Origin of the sequence: Virgibacillus sp. JSM 102003, from assembly GCF_041949995.1 — a bacterium.
GTDB lineage: Bacteria > Bacillota > Bacilli > Bacillales > Amphibacillaceae > Lentibacillus.
Window position 1 is genome coordinate 72,432 of the sequence record NZ_JBHFQH010000013.1, and the last position, 22,905, is coordinate 95,336.

Below are 22,905 nucleotides of genomic sequence, written 5' to 3' on the forward strand. Positions count from 1 at the left end.
ATCTGCTTTGTATTAACACGTTTTACGTGAAAGCTTTTAGGAGGATTTATTTACATGGAAAACGGAGTAGTAAAATGGTTCAACGCAGAAAAAGGTTATGGTTTTATTCAATTGGAAGAAGGAAATGATGTATTTGTACATTATTCTGCTATCCAAGAAGAAGGCTTCAAAACTTTAGAAGAAGGTCAAGAAGTTTCTTTTGAAATTGTAGAAGGCGAACGTGGCCCACAAGCTGCTAATGTAACTAAAAAATAACTCAACAATATATAGAGCGGTAATCTGAAAAAGATTACCGCTTTTTTTGGTTTTAACACCATTATTATCCACACCAAATAACTGTCTACTAATGCCCATCCAAGAAGGCAGCATTCAAATATGTCCGGTACACTTCATGTTCTCACCCTTGCTTCTCAAACACTAAATACGTATAATGAATCCTGTCGTTTAATCGCGGTTCGCAAACTCCCGCGTTATCAAAACTAAGGAGGAATTTATTATGATGCCAAATGAAATAATCTGGGTATTGTTTGCACTTGTTAACTTTTCATTATTATTGCTGTTTTACCGGTTGTTTGGAAAAATGGGGCTTTTTGCCTGGATAGGAATGGCAACTGTAATTGCAAATATTCAGGTGCTGGAAACTGTTGAGCTATTTGGGCTAACTGCGACATTGGGTAATATCATTTATGGCACAGCATACCTTGCAACAGACATTTTAAATGAAAAGTACGGTAAGAAGGATGCAAAAAAAGCTGTGTGGCTGGGATTCTCCACTCTAATAACCATGACTATTATGATGCAGATTGTACTTGTATTCGAACCTGGATCAGACGATATTGCTCATGAATCACTTGCAACAATTTTTGGAATGATTCCACGTGTTGCTGCAGGAAGTCTTGCAGCTTATGCTATTAGTCAATATTTCGATGTTTGGATTTATGACAAACTCCGTAAATTGTTTCCTTCAGATAAAAATTTGTGGATTCGTAACAATGGAAGTACAGTTATCAGTCAGCTCCTTGATACAGCTGTTTTCTGTACAATTGCATTTTATGGTGAATATCCTACTTCTGTTTGGCTGGAAATTTTCTTTACCACGTATATAATTAAATTTGCAGTAGCACTAATTGATACACCATTTATGTATATTGCTAAAAAACTGCATAAAAAATAAGCCTAAAGAGGGTAGCAGATCTGCTATCCTCTATTGTTTTATAAAGTTGCTTTTGTTAATGCCTTTTCTTCACGTGGAATTCTTATTTTTAATAGAAGAACATGCAGAAGCGGAAATACAAATGCAGTTAAATATGCTCCAACAAGGAAGGGAATTACAAATAATTCTATAGCAACAATAATATAGTTAGGATGTTTCACGTATTTATATGGCCCTTTTTTAATCAGCGAAACCCCTGGCAGAACAATAACTTTCGTATTCCAGAATTTACCTAAAGTATGAATACACCATATTCTTCCTAGTTGTGTTAATAAAAATATAGTGATTAAAAGATAATTTATACCAATATTGCTTTGATTCAAAACCGCTTCAAAAATCATCGACAAAAAGAAGATGCTATGAAGCCATATAAACCATTTATAGTGCTTCTCCCCTTTTTCAATACCTCCCCTATCTTTCATCCACCTTTCATTACGCCTGGCAATGTTAAGCTCTACCAACCTTTGTGCAATAACTGCAATTATAAATAGCCACATCCATGTTGTCATCTTTCATTCCACTCCAATATTAGTAATTCTGAACTAAAGCCTGGCCCTAAAGCTGATAATATGCTTTTTTCATTTTTAGGAATCTCTTCTTTTAACCATTCATGCAGCACATAAAAAACGGTTGCTGATGACATGTTTCCATGATTTTTAAGTACACGATACGAATGTTTAAACTTTTCTTGCGGGACCTGTAGAACAACTTCCATAGCTTCTAATACCTTTTTACCTCCAGGGTGTGCAATAATTGAATGTATTTCATTTTTGTATATTATATTATCTTGCAAAAATGATAAAATATGCTTCCTCCAGAATGTCTGCACTAGTGCTGGAATACTTTTTGAAAAAACTACTTCTAATCCATCATTGGTAATATTCCATCCCATCACTGAATTGCTGTTCTTCATAGTCGCTGAGCTTGTACATTTGATCTGTGGCTTAACTTCTTTGACTGAAGCTAGATATTCTGACCGTTCACCAACTAACAACGCAGCACTCACTCCATCTCCAAACAGAGCTGTACCAATTAAGTTGCTTTTTTGATTATCGTCTTTTTGAAATGTTAGACTGCATAGCTCGCATGATACAATAAGCGCAGTTTTTTCAGGATGGGCTGTAAGCCAGTCAAAGGCCCGGGAAATTCCTATTGCTCCTCCAGCACACCCCAGTCCCCATAATGGCATCCTAGAAACATCTTCCCGGATTGGCCGTTCATTCATTAAATATGTATCTAACGAGGGAGTAACAATTCCAGTACTGGATACAAAAATAATTAAATCAATCGCTTCATACGGAATATCTTGTTCAAGAAATTCTTTATTAGTTAGACATGCATCCATTGCCTGTAATGAATAACTTATAGCGTTTTTATGATATAAATCATTTTTTTCTTGAAATGAATGTTCTTCTTTAAACCAATCCTCCCCCACTACAAACTGTCTTTTATCAATTATTGCATGGTCAAATACAGGTAATAATCTGGATAATTGTTTTTCAGAGTATGTAAAAATGTCCCTGACCAGATTTTTAACTGAAGACTGAGATAATTCATTTGCAGGAATACCTAATCCAACTGAACATATAAACGACATGGACTCACCTTTTTAGGTTAGTTTGTTTCGTTTACACAAAAATATAACAGTTTCTTCACACATTATTCATAACTTTTATAGACATATTGCTTCTAATCCCTTTAAGCCCTTTGATATCAGCTGTTATTGAACAATTAGTTCCTAGGAAATTGGAAACTTTGGATAGGATTTACAATAGCATTAATTCTATTTGCATATACCATTCCTTTATAAAGATTATTCAGCATTCACCTCCTGGTTCACCACCGTTTGGTTGGCCAGTTGGAAATAACTGATTAGAAAAGCTGGCTTCATGCGAAGCATTAGTTGCAATTATGCAGTAAGAATGGAATGCTTTCTTAACCGCTATAACAAAAAAACAGGGGACCTCTCCCCTGTTTTTTGCATACTAAAGTTTATAAATCTTGCTGTATTTTTTCGTTAAATAGTCCACTAGGTAATCCGGATTTAATTTTTCCTTTGTTACATCCTCAATTATTTCAAGAGGTTCCTTCATTTTGCCATATTGGTGAATGTTTTCTGTCAGCCAATTGCGTATTTGATCAAACTGATTATTTCGAATTAATTCATCAAGATTCATTTCGGTCTTCATTGTGTTATGAAACTGCGCTGCATACATATAACCTAATGCATAAGAAGGGAAATAACCGAAATCACCTCCTGACCAATGAATATCCTGTAAGACCCCCTCTCTATCCGTTGGTGGTTTTATCCCTAGGTAGTCCTCCATTTTCTTGTTCCAAAGATGTGGTAGATCACTAACACTAATTTCGTCGTTAATTAATGCCTTTTCTAATTCATATCGAATCATAATATGAAGTGAATATGTTAACTCATCTGCCTCAATTCGAATTAATGATGGTTTCACTTCATTAACAGCACAATAAAAATCATCCAGTGGAAGCTGCTGAAAATGGGTTGGTGCATATGACTGAAATAATTCGTAATTACTATCCCAAAAAGCTTTATTCCGGCCAACAAAGTTTTCCCAAAACAGTGACTGCGATTCATGAATACCCATGGAAGTGCCGGTTGCTAACGGTGTGTTAGCTAATTTTTTGCTAATGTTCTGCTCGTATAAGGCATGCCCACCTTCATGGATTGTACCAAAGACAGCTGACCGAAAATCATCCTCATCATAACGTGTCGTTATACGTACATCATTCATATTTAGCGCGATGGCAAATGGGTGTACCGTCTCATCAAGACGTCCAGAAGAAAAATCATAGCCCATTTGCTCTAAGATTTTAATAGAGAAGTCTTCCTGGTCTTTTTTAGGAAAATGACCCATTAAAACAGTTGGATCCGGCTTTCTGTTGCTTTGGTTAATTTTGTTTAATAATGAAGATAGGGACTTTCTAACTTCAGGGAATACTTTATCAAGCGTAGCAGTTGTAACGCCAGGTTCATAATTATGTAATAAAGCATCATAGATATTATCTTCATAACCCCAATATGCTGCAAACCTTTGATTATATTCAACTAACTTCTCCAGATATGGTTGAAACAGGGAGAAGTTATCTGTCTGACGTGCTTCCTGCCAAACGGACTCTGATTTAGATTGAAGCATTACATATTCCTTGAATTCATCTTTGGGTATTTTTCGGTTTCTTTCATAAATCTCTTCGCATTCTTTCACAGTTTTCCTAATAATTTCATCTTCAGTGCTGTCTTTTAATAGATCAATAAAATACTTTATCTTTTCTGATGTTTCAAGTAGATGGACTTTCTCGGATAAAAAACCAATCACTTCCGAGCGTTGATCTACTCCCTTTTCAGGAATTTTTGTACGCATATCCCATTGTGTTAGGGTGATTGCTTCACGATAAACATCTAGTTCATTTAATAATTCTTTAAAGTCCTTTTCAGCTTGCTCTATACTATCCAAATTGTATTCCCACTCCTATCTCTTGCCAAAATACTGATAATAATTTGTTTGGATGAACCCGTTGAATAGTTTCCTTTTTTTAGTAGCCTTTTGTCCGTATTCTTTTTCAAACGCCTCATACGCAGTTAATATATATACACTCCAAGTTGGATGCTGTTTCATTATATTGCCCAAATCCTGATATAACTTTGCTGCGCCTTCCTGATCCCCAATTCGTTGGCCATATGGCGGATTACCTACGATATACCCATTTTCTTTTCGTAAAGACAAATCCTTAACTTGCATCTGTTTCCATGAAATCAGATCACCTAATCCAGCTTCCTTTGCGTTATCATTAGCAATTTTGATCATATTATGGTCAATATCCGATCCCGTGATATCTAAATATTGATCATAGTTTGCCTTATCTTCTGCCTCTTGAAAGGCTTCTTCCCAATACTGGTCTTTAACGAATGGCCAGTTTTCAGAAGCAAATTCACGATTAAACCCAGGAGCAATATTTTGACCGATCAATGCTGCTTCAATCGGTATCGTACCAGATCCGCAAAATGGATCAATTAAAGGTTGCTCAGGCTTCCAATTTGTTAGCTTTAAGAGTGCTGCAGCCATTGTTTCCTTTAGTGGGGCTTCACCCTGTCCAACACGATATCCTCTTTTATGTAAACCAGCCCCTGATGTATCTAATGTTAGTATTGCTTCATCCTTATAGATCGCAACTTCTACTTTGTATAAAGAGCCAGATTCCGGCATCGTTGAAGCAACACCATATTTTAATTTCAATCGTTCAGCTATTGCTTTTTTTACGATAGCCTGGCAGTCAGGAACACTATATAATGTAGATTTTACAGACTTACCTGAAACAGGAAACTTACCATCTTCCATAATAAATTGTTCCCATGGCAAAGCCTTTGTTGACTCAAATAATTCATCGAATGTAGATGCCTTGAATACACCTACCTTCAGTTTCACACGATCCCCTGTTCGTAACCACAAGTTACACCTGGGGATTGCAGACACTGGTGCTTGAAAGATAACTTTACCGTTTTCAACTTCTACTTCATAGCCGAGCTGTTTTACTTCATTTGCTACTAAAGACTCAAGTCCCATAGCAGCTGTTGCAATTAATGTTACCTCTTGTGCCATAAATTTAGTCCTTTCATTTCCAAGAATTAGTTATAGTTTACCATATCATTTTAAAATTACTAATAGAAAACTAAGTCTAGAATTACTCAACTTTCGCATCTATAGAACAAAGCTCAAACAGCTATTTTGAAAATTTCAAAACGTTTATACTTGTTGCCTTGACAACATTGATAAAAGTTTTTCGTACCTATAAGATATAAAATGCGACATAGTGCGGAAAGATACTTGAGTGCTATGACACCACTTCGGAAATACATTTCGCTTTCCGCGGGCAACGCTTCAGCTTCCTCGGAAGCAAAAAACGCTTCCTGCGGGATCTTCAGCTGTTGCTTTTCCCGCAGGAGTCTCCATGTATTTCCTTCGCTAGGTTTTACTCTCACTATATCCTGTAAATTAATCAATGTTTATCGTGACATTGCCTCTTAGCCAAAGGGAACTTAGTACGTGCCTTAAGACCCCGGAGAAGCGCTCTTAGCGTCACGAGGATGCCCGTGACTAAGAAGAAACTGTAAAACGTCAGATTGAGCAGATGTCGCCTTGGTATCCAGGTCGGTGAAAGGGAGTATTAGCCTGCAGTTGGATTTATAAAGAACTGCGCGTTCCTTGGAGTTGTTAATTTAAATGTTTTAAAGTTTCTCTTACCCATCACAACAACATTTGTTTATTTCTAGGATTGTAATACACAATCCAGCGGAGGAAATACACGGAGACTCCTGTGGTAGCAAAGGCCTAGATGAGACTACGCAGCGACGTAGGAGCAAGGAGACTCATCAGCCGCCCTAGGTGCGCGTAGTGTATTTCCGAAGCGGTGTCATAGCACTCAACCATTTTCCCGTGTTAGTTCGAATTTTATATCAAATGTGTACCATTGATCCAAAGTCAATAAGTAGTGTATCTTCAGCCTTTCTTATCCCTTCAAGGTTTATGCATACATTTTACGTTACCAAAGTGAATTCTTATTATAGTTTCTTCCACAACAAAAAACCTTCCTAGTTGAGACAATCAGAAAGGTTTGTTCGTTACGTATAGACCATTGAATACTCAGTAAGCCATGTTCTGTTCCAATGTACTCAAACGGTGGTCAACCTTGTACGTTGGTCGTAATCATCTATCTACAAGCAATATAAATTACTTGTCCCTTTTTCGGTTCAATTTCCCTAATCAAGGATGCCCCTACCAATATTTGGGTTGCTCACTCGTGGGGTTTACCGCGTTCCACTCGGAATGTTTCCAATCCGACTACGTCACTGTGGCACTTTCAAGTGTATTAATCCATATCATAAGAGTTAGGACGTTTCACTGCCATTAACCAATAAGGTTATCCTGACTTATGATTTCGTCAGGCACGAACACTACAAACATCTCAGTCTGTGTGAGCATGGACTTTCCTCTGCATACTAAATATACAGCGATTACGTGAGTATCCAACATTTTGGCTATTTAAATTATAACATATTAACAAGCTTACATCATTGGTAAATAAAACTAAATTTATGAATCAGCGTATTTTTTACCAAACACTGATTTCTCCAGGTTGGATAAGCGTTTTAAGATATCATAATTTACTTGGTGATTTGGTGTTGCTGCAGTTCTGGTTCTTGTTTGATCTGATTGTTTTCTTAGACGATCGTTTTCCTGCCTTAATTTCTCGATTTCCTGCTCATATGCTTCATAGTCCTGAATAACTGTATCAAGAAACTCATCAACTTCCTCCTGGTGGTAGCCACGCATTGCTGTTTTAAACTCTTTTTCCAAAATTTCTTTACCATTGAGCTGTATACGGTTTGTATTCATTTAAAGTCACCTCATACTTTTCGAATTGTTTTTAACGCTTTTAATAATTAGTAAGTAAATGTCAATTTTAATTGTATTGTTTGTCCTCTTAATTTATGCACAATTTCTTCCTTTATCATAGTATAACATTATTAGGTGAACTTGTCTTTTGGGTTATTTAAATGTTAGAAAATCAAGGCAGTAAGAAAGTATTTATACCTCTTAAATTCAAAAAAAGTGAAGCTGATATAACAGCTCCACTTTTAGTATTTTTCTGTTAAATCTTCCGGCTGAAAAGAAAAAGGCAATAGTTCATCCATCGTAACGGTTTTAATATTATTATGTAAATTAGTCAAATGTATTGTCAGTTTCTCATCAAAAAATTCACTCATCACCTGTCGACATGAACCACAGGGAGGGACTGGCCGTTTAGTATCAGCAACGACTGCCATTTCTTTGAAATCACTCTCACCATCCGCAATTGCTTTAAAGATCGCTACTCGTTCGGCACAGCAACTTACAGGATATGCCGCATTCTCAATATTGCAACCTGTATATATTTTACCTGTTTTGGTTAACAATGCAGCGCCTACAGGGAATTTTGAGTATGGAACATATGCCTTATTTCGAATAGTAATTGCTTCTTGAATTAATTCTATTTCACTCATACCTTATTTCCCCCTTCACGTTAAGTGGAAGATAATTATAAAAGAAAAACATGGGCTTGTAAAGTTTTCACATACGAAGTTCTCTTAATAATTGATCCAGTACATAGTGAACGGAATGATTCAGTTCCATATATCGTTTCCGCTTTGCATCGATGTAGAAACTATGCATTATTAATAGCTCCATATTTTCACGTGTAGATGTTACTTGCTGTGGATGGATGTTGACCTTACGATCCTTTACAACTTGAAGTGTCTTCTCTTCCCATTCCTCTAGCAATGCATGTATAGGTGTTGTATATTCCTTTACCATCAGGAAAAACTGTTTATCCTTTTTATTCTCGGGAGGGTTATTTTCTTCATATCTTTCTTTTAATTTATCTAGATGTTCTTTAAATTGCTTTGTCTGTAATTCTAATTCCATAAAAATTGTCCTGCCTTTTTAAAGATATTTTCTAACAAGTATATTTTATCATTACTAATTTGAATTAGCACATATTAGGATAATCTTTTTTTAGCTTTAGAGGAATAATTCGACATTACAAGCTTATCAGTATTTCTCTTTTTTCTTTTCGTTATCTTTTGGACAGATGAATACACGCGATTAACCTCTTTTTGCTGCTCCTGGTAATTAAAGTCTATGCTGTTATCAGTTCCCATCGTGATTTTTTGTTCAATCAATCTTAATTGATCTGCTAAATCTCCGATCGAATTTCTGAACTTCCTTTTATCTATTCCATGAACTTTTTGATTCATATCTTTAATAATTGACATAATAACCACCCTTTTTAAAAGTTATAGGTACTTTTTCGAGAAAAAAATAAACATCCCTCCCCCTTCGACAAAACTAGAAGAAAAATGGCAAAACAAGTGTAGTTTCGCTGATAAACAGCCAAACTAAAAAAAAGGAGGTATCATTATGGTAAAAAAGAAATCCCAACAAAAAGCAGAAAATAGCCGGGAAAAGAAGCGGAATCATACAGGGGATAAAAAGTTAGATGGTCCAAACCGTCCATCAACATAATATTCTAGAAAAGGGTTTGTATTATACAGGCCCTTTTCTATTTAATACTATTTCTTAAGTGGTAATAGGCATAAAGCAATTTCCTCTTTCTATAGAAAGAATGACTGACATCTGCTGTTAATCCGTGTGATGGAGTTTTCAACCACTTTTTCTTCATCCCCCCTTTAACAAACCAATCCTTTCGAATAATATCCTGATGAGTGATTACTGGGTAGGCAGTACGTAATATAGGACTTTTCTCAAATTTTTTACCGATAAATTGTTCATAATCTCTGCGAGACCCTGTATGCTCAGTTGACTTAGCAAATTCAAGCAGATGATTATATATCTTTGGCTGAAAAATAGTGGAAGAAATACGTTTTCCAAGGGTTATACGTTTTGTTAAATTAGTGAAGTCATGTACTAATGCTCCATATAGACGACCTGACATTGTTGGAAGTATAATCGCATTCATAAACAAAAAGTCTTGTAAAAGGTATGGAAGACGTAAAAATATATGATACTTAAAGTAAGACTGTTGAATAACTGGTTTTTGAATTACGTTTTGTTCATTAATAATTAAGGCAATCATAAGTCTTTCCTGATCATTATTTTTCCAGTAATGATTCCATTCCCGAACCATAAATTGTGATACATGGAGTTCAGGCAATAGATGGAACATTGGTCTGTTTAAGTTTATTGATAGTTTATAGACTAGTAATTGAGGATACGCATCAGAAAAAATTAACCAGTTTGCCCGTTCATAGGTCATGAAAAGCCGCTGAACTTCATTGTTTGTGAGAATATTTTGGAATGGGGATAAGTATAAGTCAGTCATATTCCATCCGGCATTCCGGGAAACCATACTTGCAATGAATGCCCATTGTATCTCAGAGAACTCCATATAAAAGTTTTGATATGCCTTTGTTCGGGAAATATTATCAACGTTATGCTGATTTGTTTTGTTTATAATATAATGGAGGTAATTATAATTTCTTTGTTTCAAATTCATAATAACACCCACTTTCTGAAGTCTAATTAATTTGTAGTTATCATCTTATGAAATTTTTGATATGATATTTAAATATGCAAGGGGGAAAATAATGAATTATCCAAATGGACAAAGAAATAATGTACAACAGCAGCCTTCTAAACAGGGCTATAGCAACAGAGGCATGACGCTTGAGGAGGATATAAATACAACGAACACCTTCTACCTGGATACTGATAAGGCAATTATTCATAAGAAGCCTACACCAATTCAAATTGTTAATGTACATTATCCCAAAAGGAGTGCCGCAGTTATTACCGAGGGCTATTTTAAACAAGCATCAACAACAGATTATAATGGTATTTATAAATGTAGGTATATTGACTTTGAGGCGAAGGAAACAAAAAATAAAACGCGATTTCCAATGTCCAATATGCATGAACATCAGATAAAACATATGAAATCGATAATTAAACATGGAGGTATTAGCTTTTTAATTATTCGTTTTACAGTATATAATGAAACATATTATCTGCCAGCTGAATCCCTTTTCTCATTTTGGGATTATCAGTTTGATAATGGAAGAAAATCAATTCCATATGACACAATAAAAAGTGAAGGATATTTAATTCCTTTTCACTATCAAGCAAGAGTAAACTATTTAGCAGTTATAGATAAGCTCTATTTTTAGATTGGAGGAAGATGAGTTATGGCAGAGAAAGGCCAGTCTCGTACAGCAAGAAGAAAGCAAAAACAATCAAAAAAGAAACCGTTATGGAAAAAAATATTATTGATAACCGGTATAGCAATGCTAGCTATCGGTGTAGGTGTTGGTGCACTATTTACGTATTATATTGCCACAGCACCAGAAATTGATGCATCCAAACTATCTGTCCCGTTTTCATCAAAGATTTATGATAAAGACGGAAACCTCTTTGCTGATCTGGGTGCAGAACAACGCACAAAAATCGATTATAATGAAATTCCTGATGTGTTAGAGGATGCCGTACTTGCTACAGAGGACTCCAGATACTATGATCACCCAGGTATCGATATTTGGCGTATCGGAGGGGCTGTCATAGCCAACATAACCGATGGCTTTGGTTCTGAGGGTGCAAGTACGATTACCCAGCAAGTTGTCGAAAAGTCTTTCCTGTCGCCTGAGAAGAAAATTAGTCTTAAAGTCCAGGAAATGTGGTTAGCATTGCAGCTGGAGCAGGATTATTCTAAACAGCAAATTTTAGAAATGTATTTAAACAAAATTTATTATGGTAATGGTGCTTATGGTGTTGCAAAAGCCGCTGAAGTCTATTTTGGAAAAACTGATTTAAGCAAATTGACATTGCCAGAAGCTGCAATACTAGCTGGACTGCCACAGCGGCCATCAGCATACAATCCGTTCAAAAACCCTGAATTAATGAAAGAACGGATGAATACGGTGTTGAGTCTAATGGTACAGCATGGGAAAATATCCCAGAAGGAAGCTGACAAAGCAAGTAAAACAGATATTCCGTCATTACTGAACAAAGATAGTTCAGATTCTTCACCGTATGAAGCCTTTTTGCAAAAAGTGCGTAAAGAAGTTAAGCAGAAAATGGATGGCGCAGATATTTATACTGACGGGCTAAAAGTTTATACGACAATCGATACAGATGCACAAGAATACGTTGAATTCTTATTATCTGATAAAGAGGGTAACCCAATCAATTATCCAGAACCAGTTACAAACCCAGATGATCCTGATGGTGATAAGGTCAGATTACAGGCAGGCATGACCGTATTGGATACGAAAACAGGTGCGATTCGCGCTATTGGCGGCGCACGTGGTGGTCTTGAAAATGATGGCTATAACTATGCCACTGATATAAGTCGTCAGCCTGGTTCAACATTCAAACCTATAGTTGACTACGGTCCCGCAATTGAAAACAAACAGTGGTCAACATACCATCAGTTAAATGATGATGGTCCTTATGATATTGAAGGTACTGATGATCAAATTAATACATGGGTTGGTAATGGTCATTATTACGGCTGGGTATCAATGCGCTATGCATTACAGCAATCCTTGAATGTTCCTGCCGTTAAAACTTTTGAAGAAGTTGGCAGAGGTACAGCAAAAGAGTTTGCAAATGGCTTAGGTATAAACTTTGAAAATGAGAAAATACAATTAACCGATTCCATTGGTGGGTCCTCAGGTACGAATCCTACGAAATTAGCTGGAGCATACCGTGCTTTTGCAAATGAAGGAATTTATAATGAGCCATATGCTGTTACAAAAGTTGAATTTCCGGAAAGTGGTAAAACTGTAAATCTAAAACCGGAACCAAAACCAGCAATGTCTGATTATACGGCATATATGATTACGGATATGTTGAAAACAGTTATCACAGAGGGAACTGGTGAACAAGCAAATGTTCCTGGTTTGCCAGTAGCAGGTAAAACCGGTACAACTAACCGTGAGGGTGTGGATGGGCCACCAGATTCTTGGTTTAGCGGTTACAGTACGAATTATACTATTTCCATTTGGACCGGCTACGATAATAATGATATAGGAATTTCAAACACAAAAATTCCCCATGCATTATTTAAAAATACGATGGCAGAGTTATCTAAAGATAAAGATACGCCTGACTTTACGAAACCAGATTCTGTCGTAGAGGTTGCTGTTGAAGAAGGTTCAAGACCAGCTAAACTTCCAAGCGACTTCACACCAGATTCGGAAATTGTGACAGAGCTGTTTGTTAAAGGCAATGAACCGACTAAAACATCTGAAAAATACGATCAGTTAGATCCTGTCAAGGGTCTGGAGGCTACTTTTGATAAAGAATCCAGTACTATACAAGCTGAATGGAAATATAATTCAGATGAGGATGTCTCATTTGAAGTGAGTGCAAGTGTTGATGGTGGAGAAATGCAAAATCTGTCTTCAACTGAAGAAACATCAATTGAAATTTCAAATGTAGAACCTGGTTCAGAGTACGAAATTCAGGTTGTTGCTGTTAGTAATAAAACAGAAGCAAACTCAAGTGAACCGAAAACTACAACTGTTAAAGTCCCTAAGGAAGAAGAAGAGGAAAATGAAGGTGACGAAGGAGAAGATGGTGAAGGCAATATACCACCGGTTAGTAATCTAAGTGCTTCAGTGTCCGGCTCGAATGTTGATGTGTCTTGGGGTTATAAGGGACCGCCTGCACGTTATGAAGTAGTTGTTACACAGGATGGCAGTGAAGTTAATAGGCAAACTGTTGAATCTATGGGTATTGTGATTGAAGATGCACCGCCAGGGTCTTACACTATTACCGTTACACCTATTGGTCAGAATGGTGCTAATCAGGGTGTCAGAGGCGACTCGAGCAGTACTCAAGCTACTGTGGAAGGTAACTCTAACGAACCAGAAAATGGCGGAGGTGGTGGTACCGGTACCGGTAGTGACGGTAGCACCGATGATGAACAAAATAACTAATTAGTTAAAGAGGCAACCTTCATCAATGAAGGTTGCCTCTTTTAATGTTCTATTATGTTTGTTAATCAATCATTTCAGCCTTTTTCATCCGTTTCTGCCCTTCCCTGCAAAGTTCCAGTAACGGACATTCTGGACATTGTGGATTTCTCGCTTTACAGTGATATCTGCCAAAAAAAATCATTCTGTGATGTGTATCAGCCCATTCATCTTTTGGAACCTTTTTCATTAGCGTCTGTTCGACTTCCAGTACAGAATCTTTCCATCGGCAAATTGCCAGTCTTTTGGCAACACGCTCTACATGTGTATCTACTGCTATCGCTGGTTCTCTAAATGCAACAGAAGCTACTACATTTGCAGTTTTTCTTCCTACTCCTGCAAGCTTCATCAATTCAGTTTTTGTTTTAGGTACTTCCCCGCCATAATCATCAATCAGCATTTGGCATAGCTTTCGAATATTTTTTGCCTTATTTCGATATAAGCCAATTGATTTTATATCCTTTTGCAATTCTTCCAATGAGACAGCTAAATAATCTTCTGGTGTTTTATATTTCCTAAACAAAGGTTCCGTTACTTTGTTTACAAGTACATCAGTGCATTGTGCAGATAATAAAACAGCTATCACCAATTCAAATGGATTGGAGTGACGAAGTTCACACTCAGCTTGAGGATACATTTCCTTCATCACATCTAAACAGTAATTTACTTGATTTTTATTTAGCATTTAATTGTCCTCCCCATCAAGCCAATTATAATAAAAAGATGTATCTCGTTTCTTATTGGTATCCGTTTGTTTTTGTGTTTGTGCTTGGTTTTGATGAAAGGATTTACTGGCTTTTCGAGCTTGTTCTACAGTATGGATTCCTTTCTTTTGCCAGTCTCGAAGAATTCGATCGATATATTTAAAATTTAACTTAGCCATTAGTACAGACTCTCGCAATGCAGCTTTAATTAAGGCTGGTTTAAGTTCATCTGCATCCAACCAGGTATTTATCATTTCGATTTCAAACGGAGACAATGGTCTGCCAAATTCCTGTTCAAATAAGATAAAGATAGTACCATCTTCTTGTGTACTTACTTTCTCTTCTTCCTCTGTAAATAATTTTTCCCACAGTGGGTTTAAGCTGTATACTTCACTTAATTGGTCCTGTTCATTTTTCAATTGTTCTATTGACAAAAAGTTTTTTTGGATAAGCTTTCTTAAAATATTTGCACATTCCTTTTCATCAAAAGTTAAATGTGATGCTAGGTCATAAGGGGTAGGAAAGTCATTATTATCCTGCATGAAACGAAGTATTTGTAAAATAAGCATGATTTCTTTTTCATCAAGACCTAATGATGTATAGTCGTCGAGTAATTTTATAGGTATTTGTAATTGATTTGTTAGTATATCCTGAAATGAAATGGATTTCTTCATTATGTGTAACACCTCATTTCCCAGTATAGCATGGATTTATTTTGTCCAGATTATAAAATCCCTTGCCATCCAATCTGCAAGGGATATTACAATTTATTAACTGTCTTGAATCAATAGCTTGCGTTATAACTCGTTAATTAAGGATACAACCGGTTTAATAATCTAGGGAATGGAATTGTCTCTCGCACATGTTCTACACCAGAAAGCCATGCAACTGTTCTTTCAAGCCCTAAGCCAAATCCTGAGTGTGGCACACTTCCATATTGACGTAATTCCAAATACCATTTGTAAGCGGGCCCGGATAGATTATGTTCTTCATAGCGCTGTTTCATCAATTCCAAATCATCAATACGCTGAGAACCACCAATAATTTCCCCATACCCTTCTGGAGCGATTAGATCTGCACATAAAACAACGTCTGATCTTTCTGGATCTGGTTTCATATAAAATGCTTTTATTTCAGCTGGATAATTTGTAATGAAAACTGGTTTATCGAAACTTTCAGCAATAGCTGTCTCATGCGGGGCACCAAAATCAACACCCCATTCAACATCATCAAAACCTTTATCCTTCAACATTTCTACAGCATCATCATAACTGATTCTTGGAAAGGGTGCTTTGATTTTTTCAAGTTTGGATGTATCTCTTTCAAGTGTATCCAATTCGAGTTTACAATTTGCAAGGACTGATTGAACAACAAAACTCACATACTGTTCTTGCACCTCTAAACTATCATCATGATCCATAAATGCCATCTCTGGTTCAATCATCCAGAATTCAATTAAATGTCTTCTGGTTTTAGATTTCTCTGCACGGAATGTTGGTCCGAATGAGAATACTTTTCCCAGTGCCATTGCTGCTGCTTCCAAATATAACTGACCACTTTGTGATAAGTAAGCTTCTTCATCAAAATACTGCGTATGGAACAACTCTGTAGTACCTTCCGCTGAAGCGCCAGTTAAAATTGGAGGATCGACCTTTACATAACCATTTTCATTAAAATATTGGTATGTGGCACGTATAATTTCGTTTCTTATTTTCATAACAGCATGTTGGCGCTTTGAACGCAGCCATAGGTGACGGTGATCCATTAAAAATTCTGTACCATGTTCTTTTGGAGTTATTGGATAATCAACAGCTTCTTGAATTAATTCGATATCACTAACCTGCATCTCATACCCAAATGGGGATCTTTTATCTTCTACAATATTCCCTGTTACGTACATAGAAGATTCCTGCGTCATGTTCTTGGCAAGTTGAAATGTCTCTTCTGCCACATCATTTTTTGCAACTACGGCTTGCATGAAACCAGTTCCATCTCTAAGTTGCAAGAAAGCAATTTTACCACTGGATCGTTTGTTTGAAAGCCATGCTCCAATAGTTACTGCTTGTCCTTCATATTTTGGTACTTGCGAAATCGTTGTCTTCAAGAAAATTACCTCCATTACTTTGGTTGATGGTTCAGCACAAAACGTTTGACACGCTTTGTAGCCTCTTCTAATAAATCAATTGATGTTGCATAAGATAAACGTACATTATTTGGTGCTCCGAACCCTGATCCAGGTACCAAAGCAACTTTTTCCTCTTCAAGTAGGGCGGTAACCCATTCATCAACAGATTCAAATCCATTGCTTTTAACTGCTTCGATTACATTTGGGAACAGATAAAATGCACCTTTTGGTCTAATACAAGAGATCCCTGGAATATCATTTAATAATTCTAATGATAATTCAAGACGTTCTTTGAAGAGTTTACGCATTCTTGCATTTGGATCTTCTCTTGTATCATACGCTGCTAACGCTGCATACTGTGCAATTGATGTTGGATTTGAAGTCGAATGAGATGCAAGATTTGTCATTGCCTTAATGATTTCATTTGGTCCAGCAGCATAACCTATTCTCCAACCTGTCATTGCATGTGACTTCGATACGCCATTTACAATTACTGTTTGCTGTTTTAACTGATCTGATATAGCAGCAATCGAAACATGTTGATCACTTGTATAGATTAATTTTTCATATATCTCATCTGAAACAATCAAAATATTGTGTTTTAAACAAACTTCTCCTAACTCCTGCAATTCTTTTTCATTATACATCATTCCAGTTGGATTACTTGGTGAATTCAAGATAAATGCTTTTGTCTTGGGTGTAATCGCTGCTTCCAATTGTTCTGGAGTCAGTTTGAAATTGTTTTTTTCATGTGCATTAACAACAACAGGGGTCCCGCCGGCCAGTTTAATTTGTTCTGGATAACTTACCCAGTAAGGCGCCGGAACAACCACCTCATCTTTTTCATTGAGTAACACTTGAAATAATGTGTATAAAGCATGTTTTGCACCGGTTGTGACAATTATTTGGTCTGTTGAGTATTCTAACCCATTATCTAGTTTAAACTTGCTCACAATCGCCTCTCTAAGGTCGAGAATGCCTCCAGATGGTGTGTATTTAGTAAAGCCGTTTTTCATCGCATTTTCAGCTGCCCTAATTATATACTCTGGAGTATTGAAGTCCGGTTCTCCTGCTCCAAGGCCAATAACATCATGACCCTTACTTTTTAGTTCTTTTGCTTTTGCAGTAATAGCCAATGTTGATGATGGAGTTAATGTTTTTACTCTGTTTGCTAATTCCATGTAATCACCTTTCTATTTGAACATTTGTTTAAAACGAAATTGTTCAATACGTGTTCCATCATAAATGGATAAATTATCAATAACGTATCGATTTGAATCATCTGTAAACGTAATCTCCCATGAAGGTTTATCACCCACTAATCCTGGAGTAATATCAAAAAGATTACAATTTCTGCAGGATTCTTTCCACTTTTTCCTAATGGTTTCTTCAGAGATTATTTCAGACTTGTTCACACTAATTATTTCAGCATTCTTCTTTTTAAACGGGTAAAAAATAATTTTCTGGTTATGGTTATCCGTCTTTCCGTAAACAATATAGTAAGCCTTATTACCATGAAATCGTTTTACTTTACCAATTGTTAGTAATTTTGTTTCTGCTATTACTTCATCCTTTATATCTTTAAATGATGCTGTTTTATCCTGTTGTACAGCATTATATAAGTAAACACCATAAATAAAACAAGCAATAAGTATGAGTAATAGTACAGAAAAAGTCCACTTAAGCCAATCAGGTATGTTAAGTCGTGAAATACGCTTATTCTTCATTGGCCACATCAGATGGTATCACGATATATTCAACTTTCTTAAACTTATCTGATAGATATCCGTTATTTGATAGCTCAAATTTACCCATCATTTTCCCTCCAATAATAAATACTACTTGTTTTATCAATTTTTACTACTCATACTGTTTCTCCTAATTGCGAACACTATAAATAACGTTGAATAAATAAGATGAACGACAATATATAGTATAACAAGCATCCGTGTAAATTTGTTTTATTTTTATTTATTTCAACAAAATCTCCTATCCCATATCATACCATATCATACTGATGTATCTCGCGGTGCATCAGTATATTTTTTTAACAGAAATCACTATTACTTGTGAATATATCGCGTTTAGCAGTCTGAATTTTTGATTAGAACCACTTCCAGGCTTTGTCCATTAATGTCTGAGTGGATTCATAAGTGATTGGTACAGAAGGAATTGACTCTGTAAAATACTTGCCATAGCGTGACTGAATAATACGTGCATCACAGACAAATACAATGCCACGATCATTTGATGAGCGAATTAACCTGCCAAAACCTTGTTTGAAACGAATGACCGCATTAGGCAAAGCTAATTCAAAAAACGCATTCCTTCCTTCTTTTTTGAGATGATGCGCTTTCGCCTCATATATTGGATGATTAGGCGGCTGAAAAGGAAGACGTACAATCATCAGGCATGATAAATCATCACCAGGTATATCAACACCTTCCCAGAAGGAACTGGTCCCTAATAAAATGGACTGATCAAATGTTTGAAAATTTTTCTTTAATCTTGATCTGCTTCCGCTTGAAATACCTTGTGCAATCAGCATGTATTTATTAATATCAATTGTCTCTCTTAACAAATTGTATGACTTTCTCAGCATATCATAGGAAGTAAACAGTACGAGCATTCTTCCATTTGTTATTTCTGCTAAAGACAAAATAGCCTCACATGTGGAATAAATAAAGTCATCCAACTCACCATGTTTGATATCAGGAAAATCATCCGGGATCATTAACTGCACTTGTTCCATATAAGAAAATGGAGAAGTAATTTTAGTTGTCTCTGTTTGATCAGACGTCAGCCCCAGCCTATTGGTAATAAAAGAAAATGAATTTTTCATCGTCAGTGTAGCACTTGTAAGTATAATACTATCTTTTTGACTGAAGAAATCATTTGAGAGCAACGTGGACATATCTGTTGGTTCACTGTATAGATATACAGCGTTTTTTGCCCCATAAGCTTCTATTTCCATCCATTTTACATTTTTGTTCTCCTCATCCATCAGAAACAACTGCTCAAGTGAATCAATAATTGATTGAAGTGCTTCCATAATACTTGTCAGGTCTTCCAAATTATTTTTATCAACATCTTTTACTTTTAAAAAAGAATGTTTTAATTGGGAAAGTAAATGAATGAGGTCTCTAATAAAGAATGTTAATCGGGTTGCCATTTCTTGAATAATCTTCCATTCTGCTGACCTTTCTTTGACTTCATCAAAGCGATATTGAATTCTGCCGATGTCACTTAATGACTTTTCCTTTTGTTTTTGTTCAATAACATACTGAAATAACGTGCGAAATAAATCATCAACTTCATATTTAGCTTTGTTATAAATATTATCCCATTCATCCATTAAAAAGCTTTCATGATTAATTGGGTCATTTGTTAGCAGCTTACTAAGCCAATTCCCATCTTTTGTATCCCCTATTTGTGTTAGTGTGTATTGCACGTGGACATAATCAAGCTTTAAGCCGTAATGTTTTGATGCTGTTTCTTCCAAATGATGAGCTTCATCTATAATTGCCTTGTCATAGGAAGGTAATAATTGGTAATCATTAAACATATCCGTACATAATAATGCATGATTTGTAATTAAAATGTCTGCCTGCTGTGCCCTTTTACGCGCTTTTTGATAATATGAACGGGAAAACCAGGGATTTGTCGGATCAATCGAACCTTCTGTATCTGTTGAAATTTTTCTGTAAAATAAATAACCGCTTGATGGTAACTGAATCTCATCAATATCTCCTGTAACAGTTTCGGTCAGCCAAACAAGTATCATTGCCTTAGTCAGCGTAATATCATAGTTATCCGCTTGTTCAGAGGCTAAAGCACGTTCAAATTTTTCCAAGCTGATATAATGCTGTTTTCCTTTAAGCAGTGCTATCTTAAATGGGATGGAAACCAAATTGTGAATTAAAGGAATCTCCTCATCCATCAGCTGAGATTGCAGCTGAGTTGTATATGTACTGACAACGACTCTCTTTTTCTCCGACACCGCCTCATAAATTGCAGGAATTAAGTAGGCTAACGTTTTTCCAGTTCCGGTTTCTGCTTCAATCAATGCGTGCTTTTTCATCCGAAAAGCATCGTAGACAGTTTCAGACATCTCACGTTGCCCATTTCTTTTTTCATATTTACGCATTTGTTGTTGCATTGTACCGCCAGACTCATAAATGTCATCAAGAAAATTTCCAAAAGCTGTATTGATATCTTTATTAACTGTTTTTGTTTCTTTTGTTGACTTAAACGCTAAACCTTTGTAAGAATCGATATCATCATTTTCATAAACTGAAAAAGCAAGTGCTTGCTCTTGTTCTTGAAGCAATGAATATATGTCTGACTTTAACAACTTTTCCAGACTTAACAAATGGACTACTGTTTCGTAGGGTAGTGTTTTTATTTTCTGTTTTAGTTTTAAAAACAGTTTCGCTGTCACATATGCATCTGCTAAAGCCCGATGTGGGTTATCATGCATAATTTTGAGATGCTCTGCCAATTGTGCTAATTTATAACTGGGAGCCTGTGGGTAAAGCACTCGGGAAAGCTCCACCGTATCGATAACAGGGTTATTAAGTTGTTTAAAACCATTCGATGCAAGCTCCTCATTCAAAAAACCTAAGTCGAATGGGACATTATGGGCAATTAAGTAACTGTTATCGAATAAATTTATTATCTTTTGCGCCTTGTCTTTAAATACTGGAGCCTCTTGCACATCGTAATCAGTTATACCAGTTAAATTTGTAATAAAAGATGGAATTGGCATATTTGGGTTGAAAAAGGTGGAAAATTCGTCAGTAATCTCATTATTTTGAATAACAACGATTCCAACCTCAATAATTTTATCATGTTCTGCCGGAGAATGACCTGTTGTTTCCAGGTCAATCACAACATACTTTTTATCCATACTTCCACCTATCCCTCATGTATACTTAGCTTTAAATAGTACAACCACATTTCTTATTATCGTTTCCGTATAAGTAAAAAAAACTCTTATCATATAAACTGATAAGAGTTCTACCTGATAACCAAAAATATTACATCTCGGTCAGCGGTGGTTCTTGCTCAATAAGTTGCTCAATCCCGTTACTGTTATTCATAATGGCAACTTTTGGTTTATATGATGCTAATTCTTCATTTGAAATAAGTGCATACGAAACAATTATAACAATGTCATTTGGTTGGACAAGACGTGCCGCAGCACCATTTAGACAAATAGTGCCCGATCCTCTTTCTCCAGGTATCACATATGTTTCAAACCGTGCACCATTGTTGTTGTTGACGATTTGAACTTTTTCATGTGGCAGCATATCAACCTGATCCAATAGATTCTGATCTATTGTAATACTGCCTACATAATTTAAATTCGCTTCCGTTACGCGCGCGCGATGTATTTTTGCTTTCATCATAGTACGAAACATGTAACTGCCCCCTAGTAAAATTGCCTCATCAGCTTCCCGTTTTCATTAAAAATAATATTATCAATTAATCTTGCCCGTTTAAACTGTACTGCTACCGCTAAAACAACATTATTTTTAATAGTAGAGATTGATTGCAACTCCGGATATCTTAGAATTTCAACATAATCGACAGTACCAGAGGTTTCTCTGTTTAACACATCAATTACCTCTTTTACAATAATAGCAGGATTTTTCTCTCCGTCAACCACTAGTTGGCGACCATAATCTAATGCTTTCTTTAGCCAAACTGCATGGTTCCTTTCGTCATTGTCTAAGTTTACGTTTCTGCTGCTCTTTGCCAATCCATCATGCTCGCGAATAGTTGGTAACGCAATTAGTTGAATAGGAAAATTCAAATCATTTATAAGTGCATCGACTACTGCCACTTGCTGGGCATCCTTCAAACCAAAATATGTTTTATTCGGGCGGATTATATTAAATAATTTGGTTAAAACAGTTATGACACCTTCAAAATGACCCGGACGGGAACGCCCACATAGAACATTCGCTCTCTCTTCAACTGATAATGTTATGTTCATCTTTGTTGGATACATATCCTGTACACTCGGAACAAATAATATATCCACTCCCGCTTGTTCTGCAAGCCGGATATCTTGTTCCTCATCGCGCGGGTATTGCTCATAATCTTCTTTTGGCCCAAATTGCAGTGGGTTCACAAAAATACTTGTAACGACAACATCATTATCTTCTGCTGCCTGCTTCATTAATGCTATATGTCCTTCATGAAAATATCCCATAGTTGCAACAAATCCTATGCTTTCAGATTTGGACATTTTAATCATCTTTTCTTGCATTTCAGCTTTTGAACGTATTATTTTCAT

Annotated in this window: 22 protein-coding genes and 1 other RNA gene; 4 read left to right on the plus strand and 19 right to left on the minus strand. The window is 36.1% G+C overall.

Going from position 1 to position 22,905, the window contains the following annotated elements:
• Positions 1-54: 54 nt before the first annotated feature.
• On the plus strand, positions 55-255 hold the full coding sequence (locus ACE1TG_RS14510; protein WP_375053123.1) for a cold-shock protein: 201 nt from the start codon (positions 55-57) through the stop codon (positions 253-255).
• Positions 256-499: 244 nt separating this feature from the next.
• A complete protein-coding gene (locus tag ACE1TG_RS14515) occupies positions 500-1,174 on the plus strand; it encodes a queuosine precursor transporter (protein ID WP_375053181.1) in 675 nt (224 codons plus the stop codon).
• Between the two features lie 38 nt (positions 1,175-1,212).
• On the opposite strand, the gene ACE1TG_RS14520 is transcribed toward ACE1TG_RS14515, so the two are convergent.
• From ACE1TG_RS14520 to ACE1TG_RS14565, 10 genes are all read right to left on the minus strand, one after another.
• On the minus strand, positions 1,213-1,722 hold the full coding sequence (locus tag ACE1TG_RS14520; protein WP_375053124.1) for an isoprenylcysteine carboxyl methyltransferase family protein: 510 nt from the start codon (positions 1,720-1,722) through the stop codon (positions 1,213-1,215).
• Entirely contained in the window at positions 1,719-2,810 is a 1,092-nt protein-coding gene (locus tag ACE1TG_RS14525; RefSeq protein ID WP_375053125.1) for a type III polyketide synthase, read from the minus strand. The genes ACE1TG_RS14520 and ACE1TG_RS14525 overlap by 4 nt, the downstream gene beginning before the upstream one ends.
• 388 nt (positions 2,811-3,198) lie before the next feature.
• On the minus strand, positions 3,199-4,689 hold the full coding sequence (locus tag ACE1TG_RS14530; protein ID WP_375053182.1) for a carboxypeptidase M32: 1,491 nt from the start codon (positions 4,687-4,689) through the stop codon (positions 3,199-3,201).
• Positions 4,690-4,713: 24 nt separating this feature from the next.
• Positions 4,714-5,841: a THUMP domain-containing class I SAM-dependent RNA methyltransferase gene (locus ACE1TG_RS14535; RefSeq protein WP_375053126.1), complete on the minus strand. Its 1,128-nt coding sequence runs from the start codon at positions 5,839-5,841 to the stop codon at positions 4,714-4,716.
• 1,040 nt (positions 5,842-6,881) lie between these two features.
• An RNA gene (rnpB, locus tag ACE1TG_RS14540) (RNase P RNA component class B) lies at positions 6,882-7,265 on the minus strand.
• A gap of 67 nt (positions 7,266-7,332) precedes the next feature.
• Positions 7,333-7,635: a cell division regulator GpsB gene (gpsB, locus tag ACE1TG_RS14545; protein ID WP_375053127.1), complete on the minus strand. Its 303-nt coding sequence runs from the start codon at positions 7,633-7,635 to the stop codon at positions 7,333-7,335.
• Positions 7,636-7,877: 242 nt separating this feature from the next.
• Complete coding sequence (locus ACE1TG_RS14550) at positions 7,878-8,282, minus strand: cytidine deaminase (protein ID WP_375053128.1); 405 nt, start codon at positions 8,280-8,282, stop codon at positions 7,878-7,880.
• Positions 8,283-8,349: 67 nt separating this feature from the next.
• Entirely contained in the window at positions 8,350-8,703 is a 354-nt protein-coding gene (locus tag ACE1TG_RS14555) for a DUF1798 family protein (protein ID WP_375053129.1), read from the minus strand.
• 74 nt (positions 8,704-8,777) lie between these two features.
• On the minus strand, positions 8,778-9,053 hold the full coding sequence (locus ACE1TG_RS14560; RefSeq protein WP_375053130.1) for a hypothetical protein: 276 nt from the start codon (positions 9,051-9,053) through the stop codon (positions 8,778-8,780).
• Between the two features lie 287 nt (positions 9,054-9,340).
• Positions 9,341-10,294, minus strand: coding sequence for a DUF2515 family protein (locus tag ACE1TG_RS14565; RefSeq protein WP_375053131.1), 954 nt, complete (start codon positions 10,292-10,294; stop codon positions 9,341-9,343).
• A gap of 61 nt (positions 10,295-10,355) precedes the next feature.
• On the opposite strand from ACE1TG_RS14565, the gene recU reads away from it, so the two are divergent.
• Entirely contained in the window at positions 10,356-10,964 is a 609-nt protein-coding gene (gene recU, locus ACE1TG_RS14570) for a Holliday junction resolvase RecU (protein WP_375053132.1), read from the plus strand.
• 18 nt (positions 10,965-10,982) lie between these two features.
• Positions 10,983-13,736 carry a PBP1A family penicillin-binding protein gene (locus tag ACE1TG_RS14575; RefSeq protein WP_375053133.1) on the plus strand — a complete coding sequence of 918 codons (2,754 nt, stop codon included), beginning with the start codon at positions 10,983-10,985 and terminating at the stop codon, positions 13,734-13,736.
• Positions 13,737-13,797: 61 nt separating this feature from the next.
• Here ACE1TG_RS14575 and nth read toward each other — a convergent pair whose 3' ends face one another.
• The 9 genes from nth to panC form a co-directional block, all read right to left on the minus strand.
• Positions 13,798-14,457, minus strand: coding sequence for an endonuclease III (gene nth, locus ACE1TG_RS14580; protein WP_375053134.1), 660 nt, complete (start codon positions 14,455-14,457; stop codon positions 13,798-13,800).
• Entirely contained in the window at positions 14,458-15,150 is a 693-nt protein-coding gene (locus ACE1TG_RS14585; RefSeq protein ID WP_375053135.1) for a DnaD domain-containing protein, read from the minus strand.
• A 137-nt stretch (positions 15,151-15,287) separates the two neighbouring features.
• Positions 15,288-16,580: an asparagine--tRNA ligase gene (gene asnS / locus ACE1TG_RS14590; protein WP_375053137.1), complete on the minus strand. Its 1,293-nt coding sequence runs from the start codon at positions 16,578-16,580 to the stop codon at positions 15,288-15,290.
• A gap of 14 nt (positions 16,581-16,594) precedes the next feature.
• Positions 16,595-17,782 carry a pyridoxal phosphate-dependent aminotransferase gene (locus ACE1TG_RS14595; protein ID WP_375053138.1) on the minus strand — a complete coding sequence of 396 codons (1,188 nt, stop codon included), beginning with the start codon at positions 17,780-17,782 and terminating at the stop codon, positions 16,595-16,597.
• A 12-nt stretch (positions 17,783-17,794) separates the two neighbouring features.
• A complete protein-coding gene (locus tag ACE1TG_RS14600; protein WP_375053139.1) occupies positions 17,795-18,328 on the minus strand; it encodes a cell wall elongation regulator TseB-like domain-containing protein in 534 nt (177 codons plus the stop codon).
• On the minus strand, positions 18,318-18,455 hold the full coding sequence (locus ACE1TG_RS14605) for a hypothetical protein (protein WP_375053140.1): 138 nt from the start codon (positions 18,453-18,455) through the stop codon (positions 18,318-18,320). Before ACE1TG_RS14605 ends, ACE1TG_RS14600 begins: the two co-directional genes overlap by 11 nt.
• 250 nt (positions 18,456-18,705) lie before the next feature.
• Positions 18,706-21,510, minus strand: a complete 2,805-nt coding sequence (dinG, locus tag ACE1TG_RS14610; protein ID WP_375053141.1) for an ATP-dependent DNA helicase DinG — start codon at positions 21,508-21,510, stop codon at positions 18,706-18,708.
• A 130-nt stretch (positions 21,511-21,640) separates the two neighbouring features.
• A complete protein-coding gene (gene panD / locus ACE1TG_RS14615) occupies positions 21,641-22,024 on the minus strand; it encodes an aspartate 1-decarboxylase (protein WP_375053142.1) in 384 nt (127 codons plus the stop codon).
• Between the two features lie 11 nt (positions 22,025-22,035).
• The gene (gene panC, locus ACE1TG_RS14620) at positions 22,036-22,905 is read right to left on the minus strand and encodes a pantoate--beta-alanine ligase (protein ID WP_375053143.1); all 870 of its coding nucleotides are present in this window, start codon (positions 22,903-22,905) and stop codon (positions 22,036-22,038) included.

Coding starts and splice junctions, on each gene's coding strand:
- ACE1TG_RS14510 (WP_375053123.1), top strand. CDS start 55: ATGGAAAACGGAGTAGTAAAATGGTTCAACGCAGAAAAAGGTTATGGT.
- ACE1TG_RS14515 (WP_375053181.1), top strand. CDS start 500: ATGCCAAATGAAATAATCTGGGTATTGTTTGCACTTGTTAACTTTTCA.
- ACE1TG_RS14520 (WP_375053124.1), bottom strand. CDS start 1,722: ATGACAACATGGATGTGGCTATTTATAATTGCAGTTATTGCACAAAGG.
- ACE1TG_RS14525 (WP_375053125.1), bottom strand. CDS start 2,810: ATGTCGTTTATATGTTCAGTTGGATTAGGTATTCCTGCAAATGAATTA.
- ACE1TG_RS14535 (WP_375053126.1), bottom strand. CDS start 5,841: ATGGCACAAGAGGTAACATTAATTGCAACAGCTGCTATGGGACTTGAG.
- gpsB (WP_375053127.1), bottom strand. CDS start 7,635: ATGAATACAAACCGTATACAGCTCAATGGTAAAGAAATTTTGGAAAAA.
- ACE1TG_RS14550 (WP_375053128.1), bottom strand. CDS start 8,282: ATGAGTGAAATAGAATTAATTCAAGAAGCAATTACTATTCGAAATAAG.
- ACE1TG_RS14555 (WP_375053129.1), bottom strand. CDS start 8,703: ATGGAATTAGAATTACAGACAAAGCAATTTAAAGAACATCTAGATAAA.
- ACE1TG_RS14560 (WP_375053130.1), bottom strand. CDS start 9,053: ATGTCAATTATTAAAGATATGAATCAAAAAGTTCATGGAATAGATAAA.
- ACE1TG_RS14565 (WP_375053131.1), bottom strand. CDS start 10,294: ATGAATTTGAAACAAAGAAATTATAATTACCTCCATTATATTATAAAC.
- recU (WP_375053132.1), top strand. CDS start 10,356: ATGATATTTAAATATGCAAGGGGGAAAATAATGAATTATCCAAATGGA.
- ACE1TG_RS14575 (WP_375053133.1), top strand. CDS start 10,983: ATGGCAGAGAAAGGCCAGTCTCGTACAGCAAGAAGAAAGCAAAAACAA.
- nth (WP_375053134.1), bottom strand. CDS start 14,457: ATGCTAAATAAAAATCAAGTAAATTACTGTTTAGATGTGATGAAGGAA.
- ACE1TG_RS14585 (WP_375053135.1), bottom strand. CDS start 15,150: ATGAAGAAATCCATTTCATTTCAGGATATACTAACAAATCAATTACAA.
- ACE1TG_RS14595 (WP_375053138.1), bottom strand. CDS start 17,782: ATGGAATTAGCAAACAGAGTAAAAACATTAACTCCATCATCAACATTG.
- ACE1TG_RS14600 (WP_375053139.1), bottom strand. CDS start 18,328: ATGAAGAATAAGCGTATTTCACGACTTAACATACCTGATTGGCTTAAG.
- dinG (WP_375053141.1), bottom strand. CDS start 21,510: ATGGATAAAAAGTATGTTGTGATTGACCTGGAAACAACAGGTCATTCT.
- panD (WP_375053142.1), bottom strand. CDS start 22,024: ATGTTTCGTACTATGATGAAAGCAAAAATACATCGCGCGCGCGTAACG.
- panC (WP_375053143.1), bottom strand. CDS start 22,905: ATGAAAATAATACGTTCAAAAGCTGAAATGCAAGAAAAGATGATTAAA.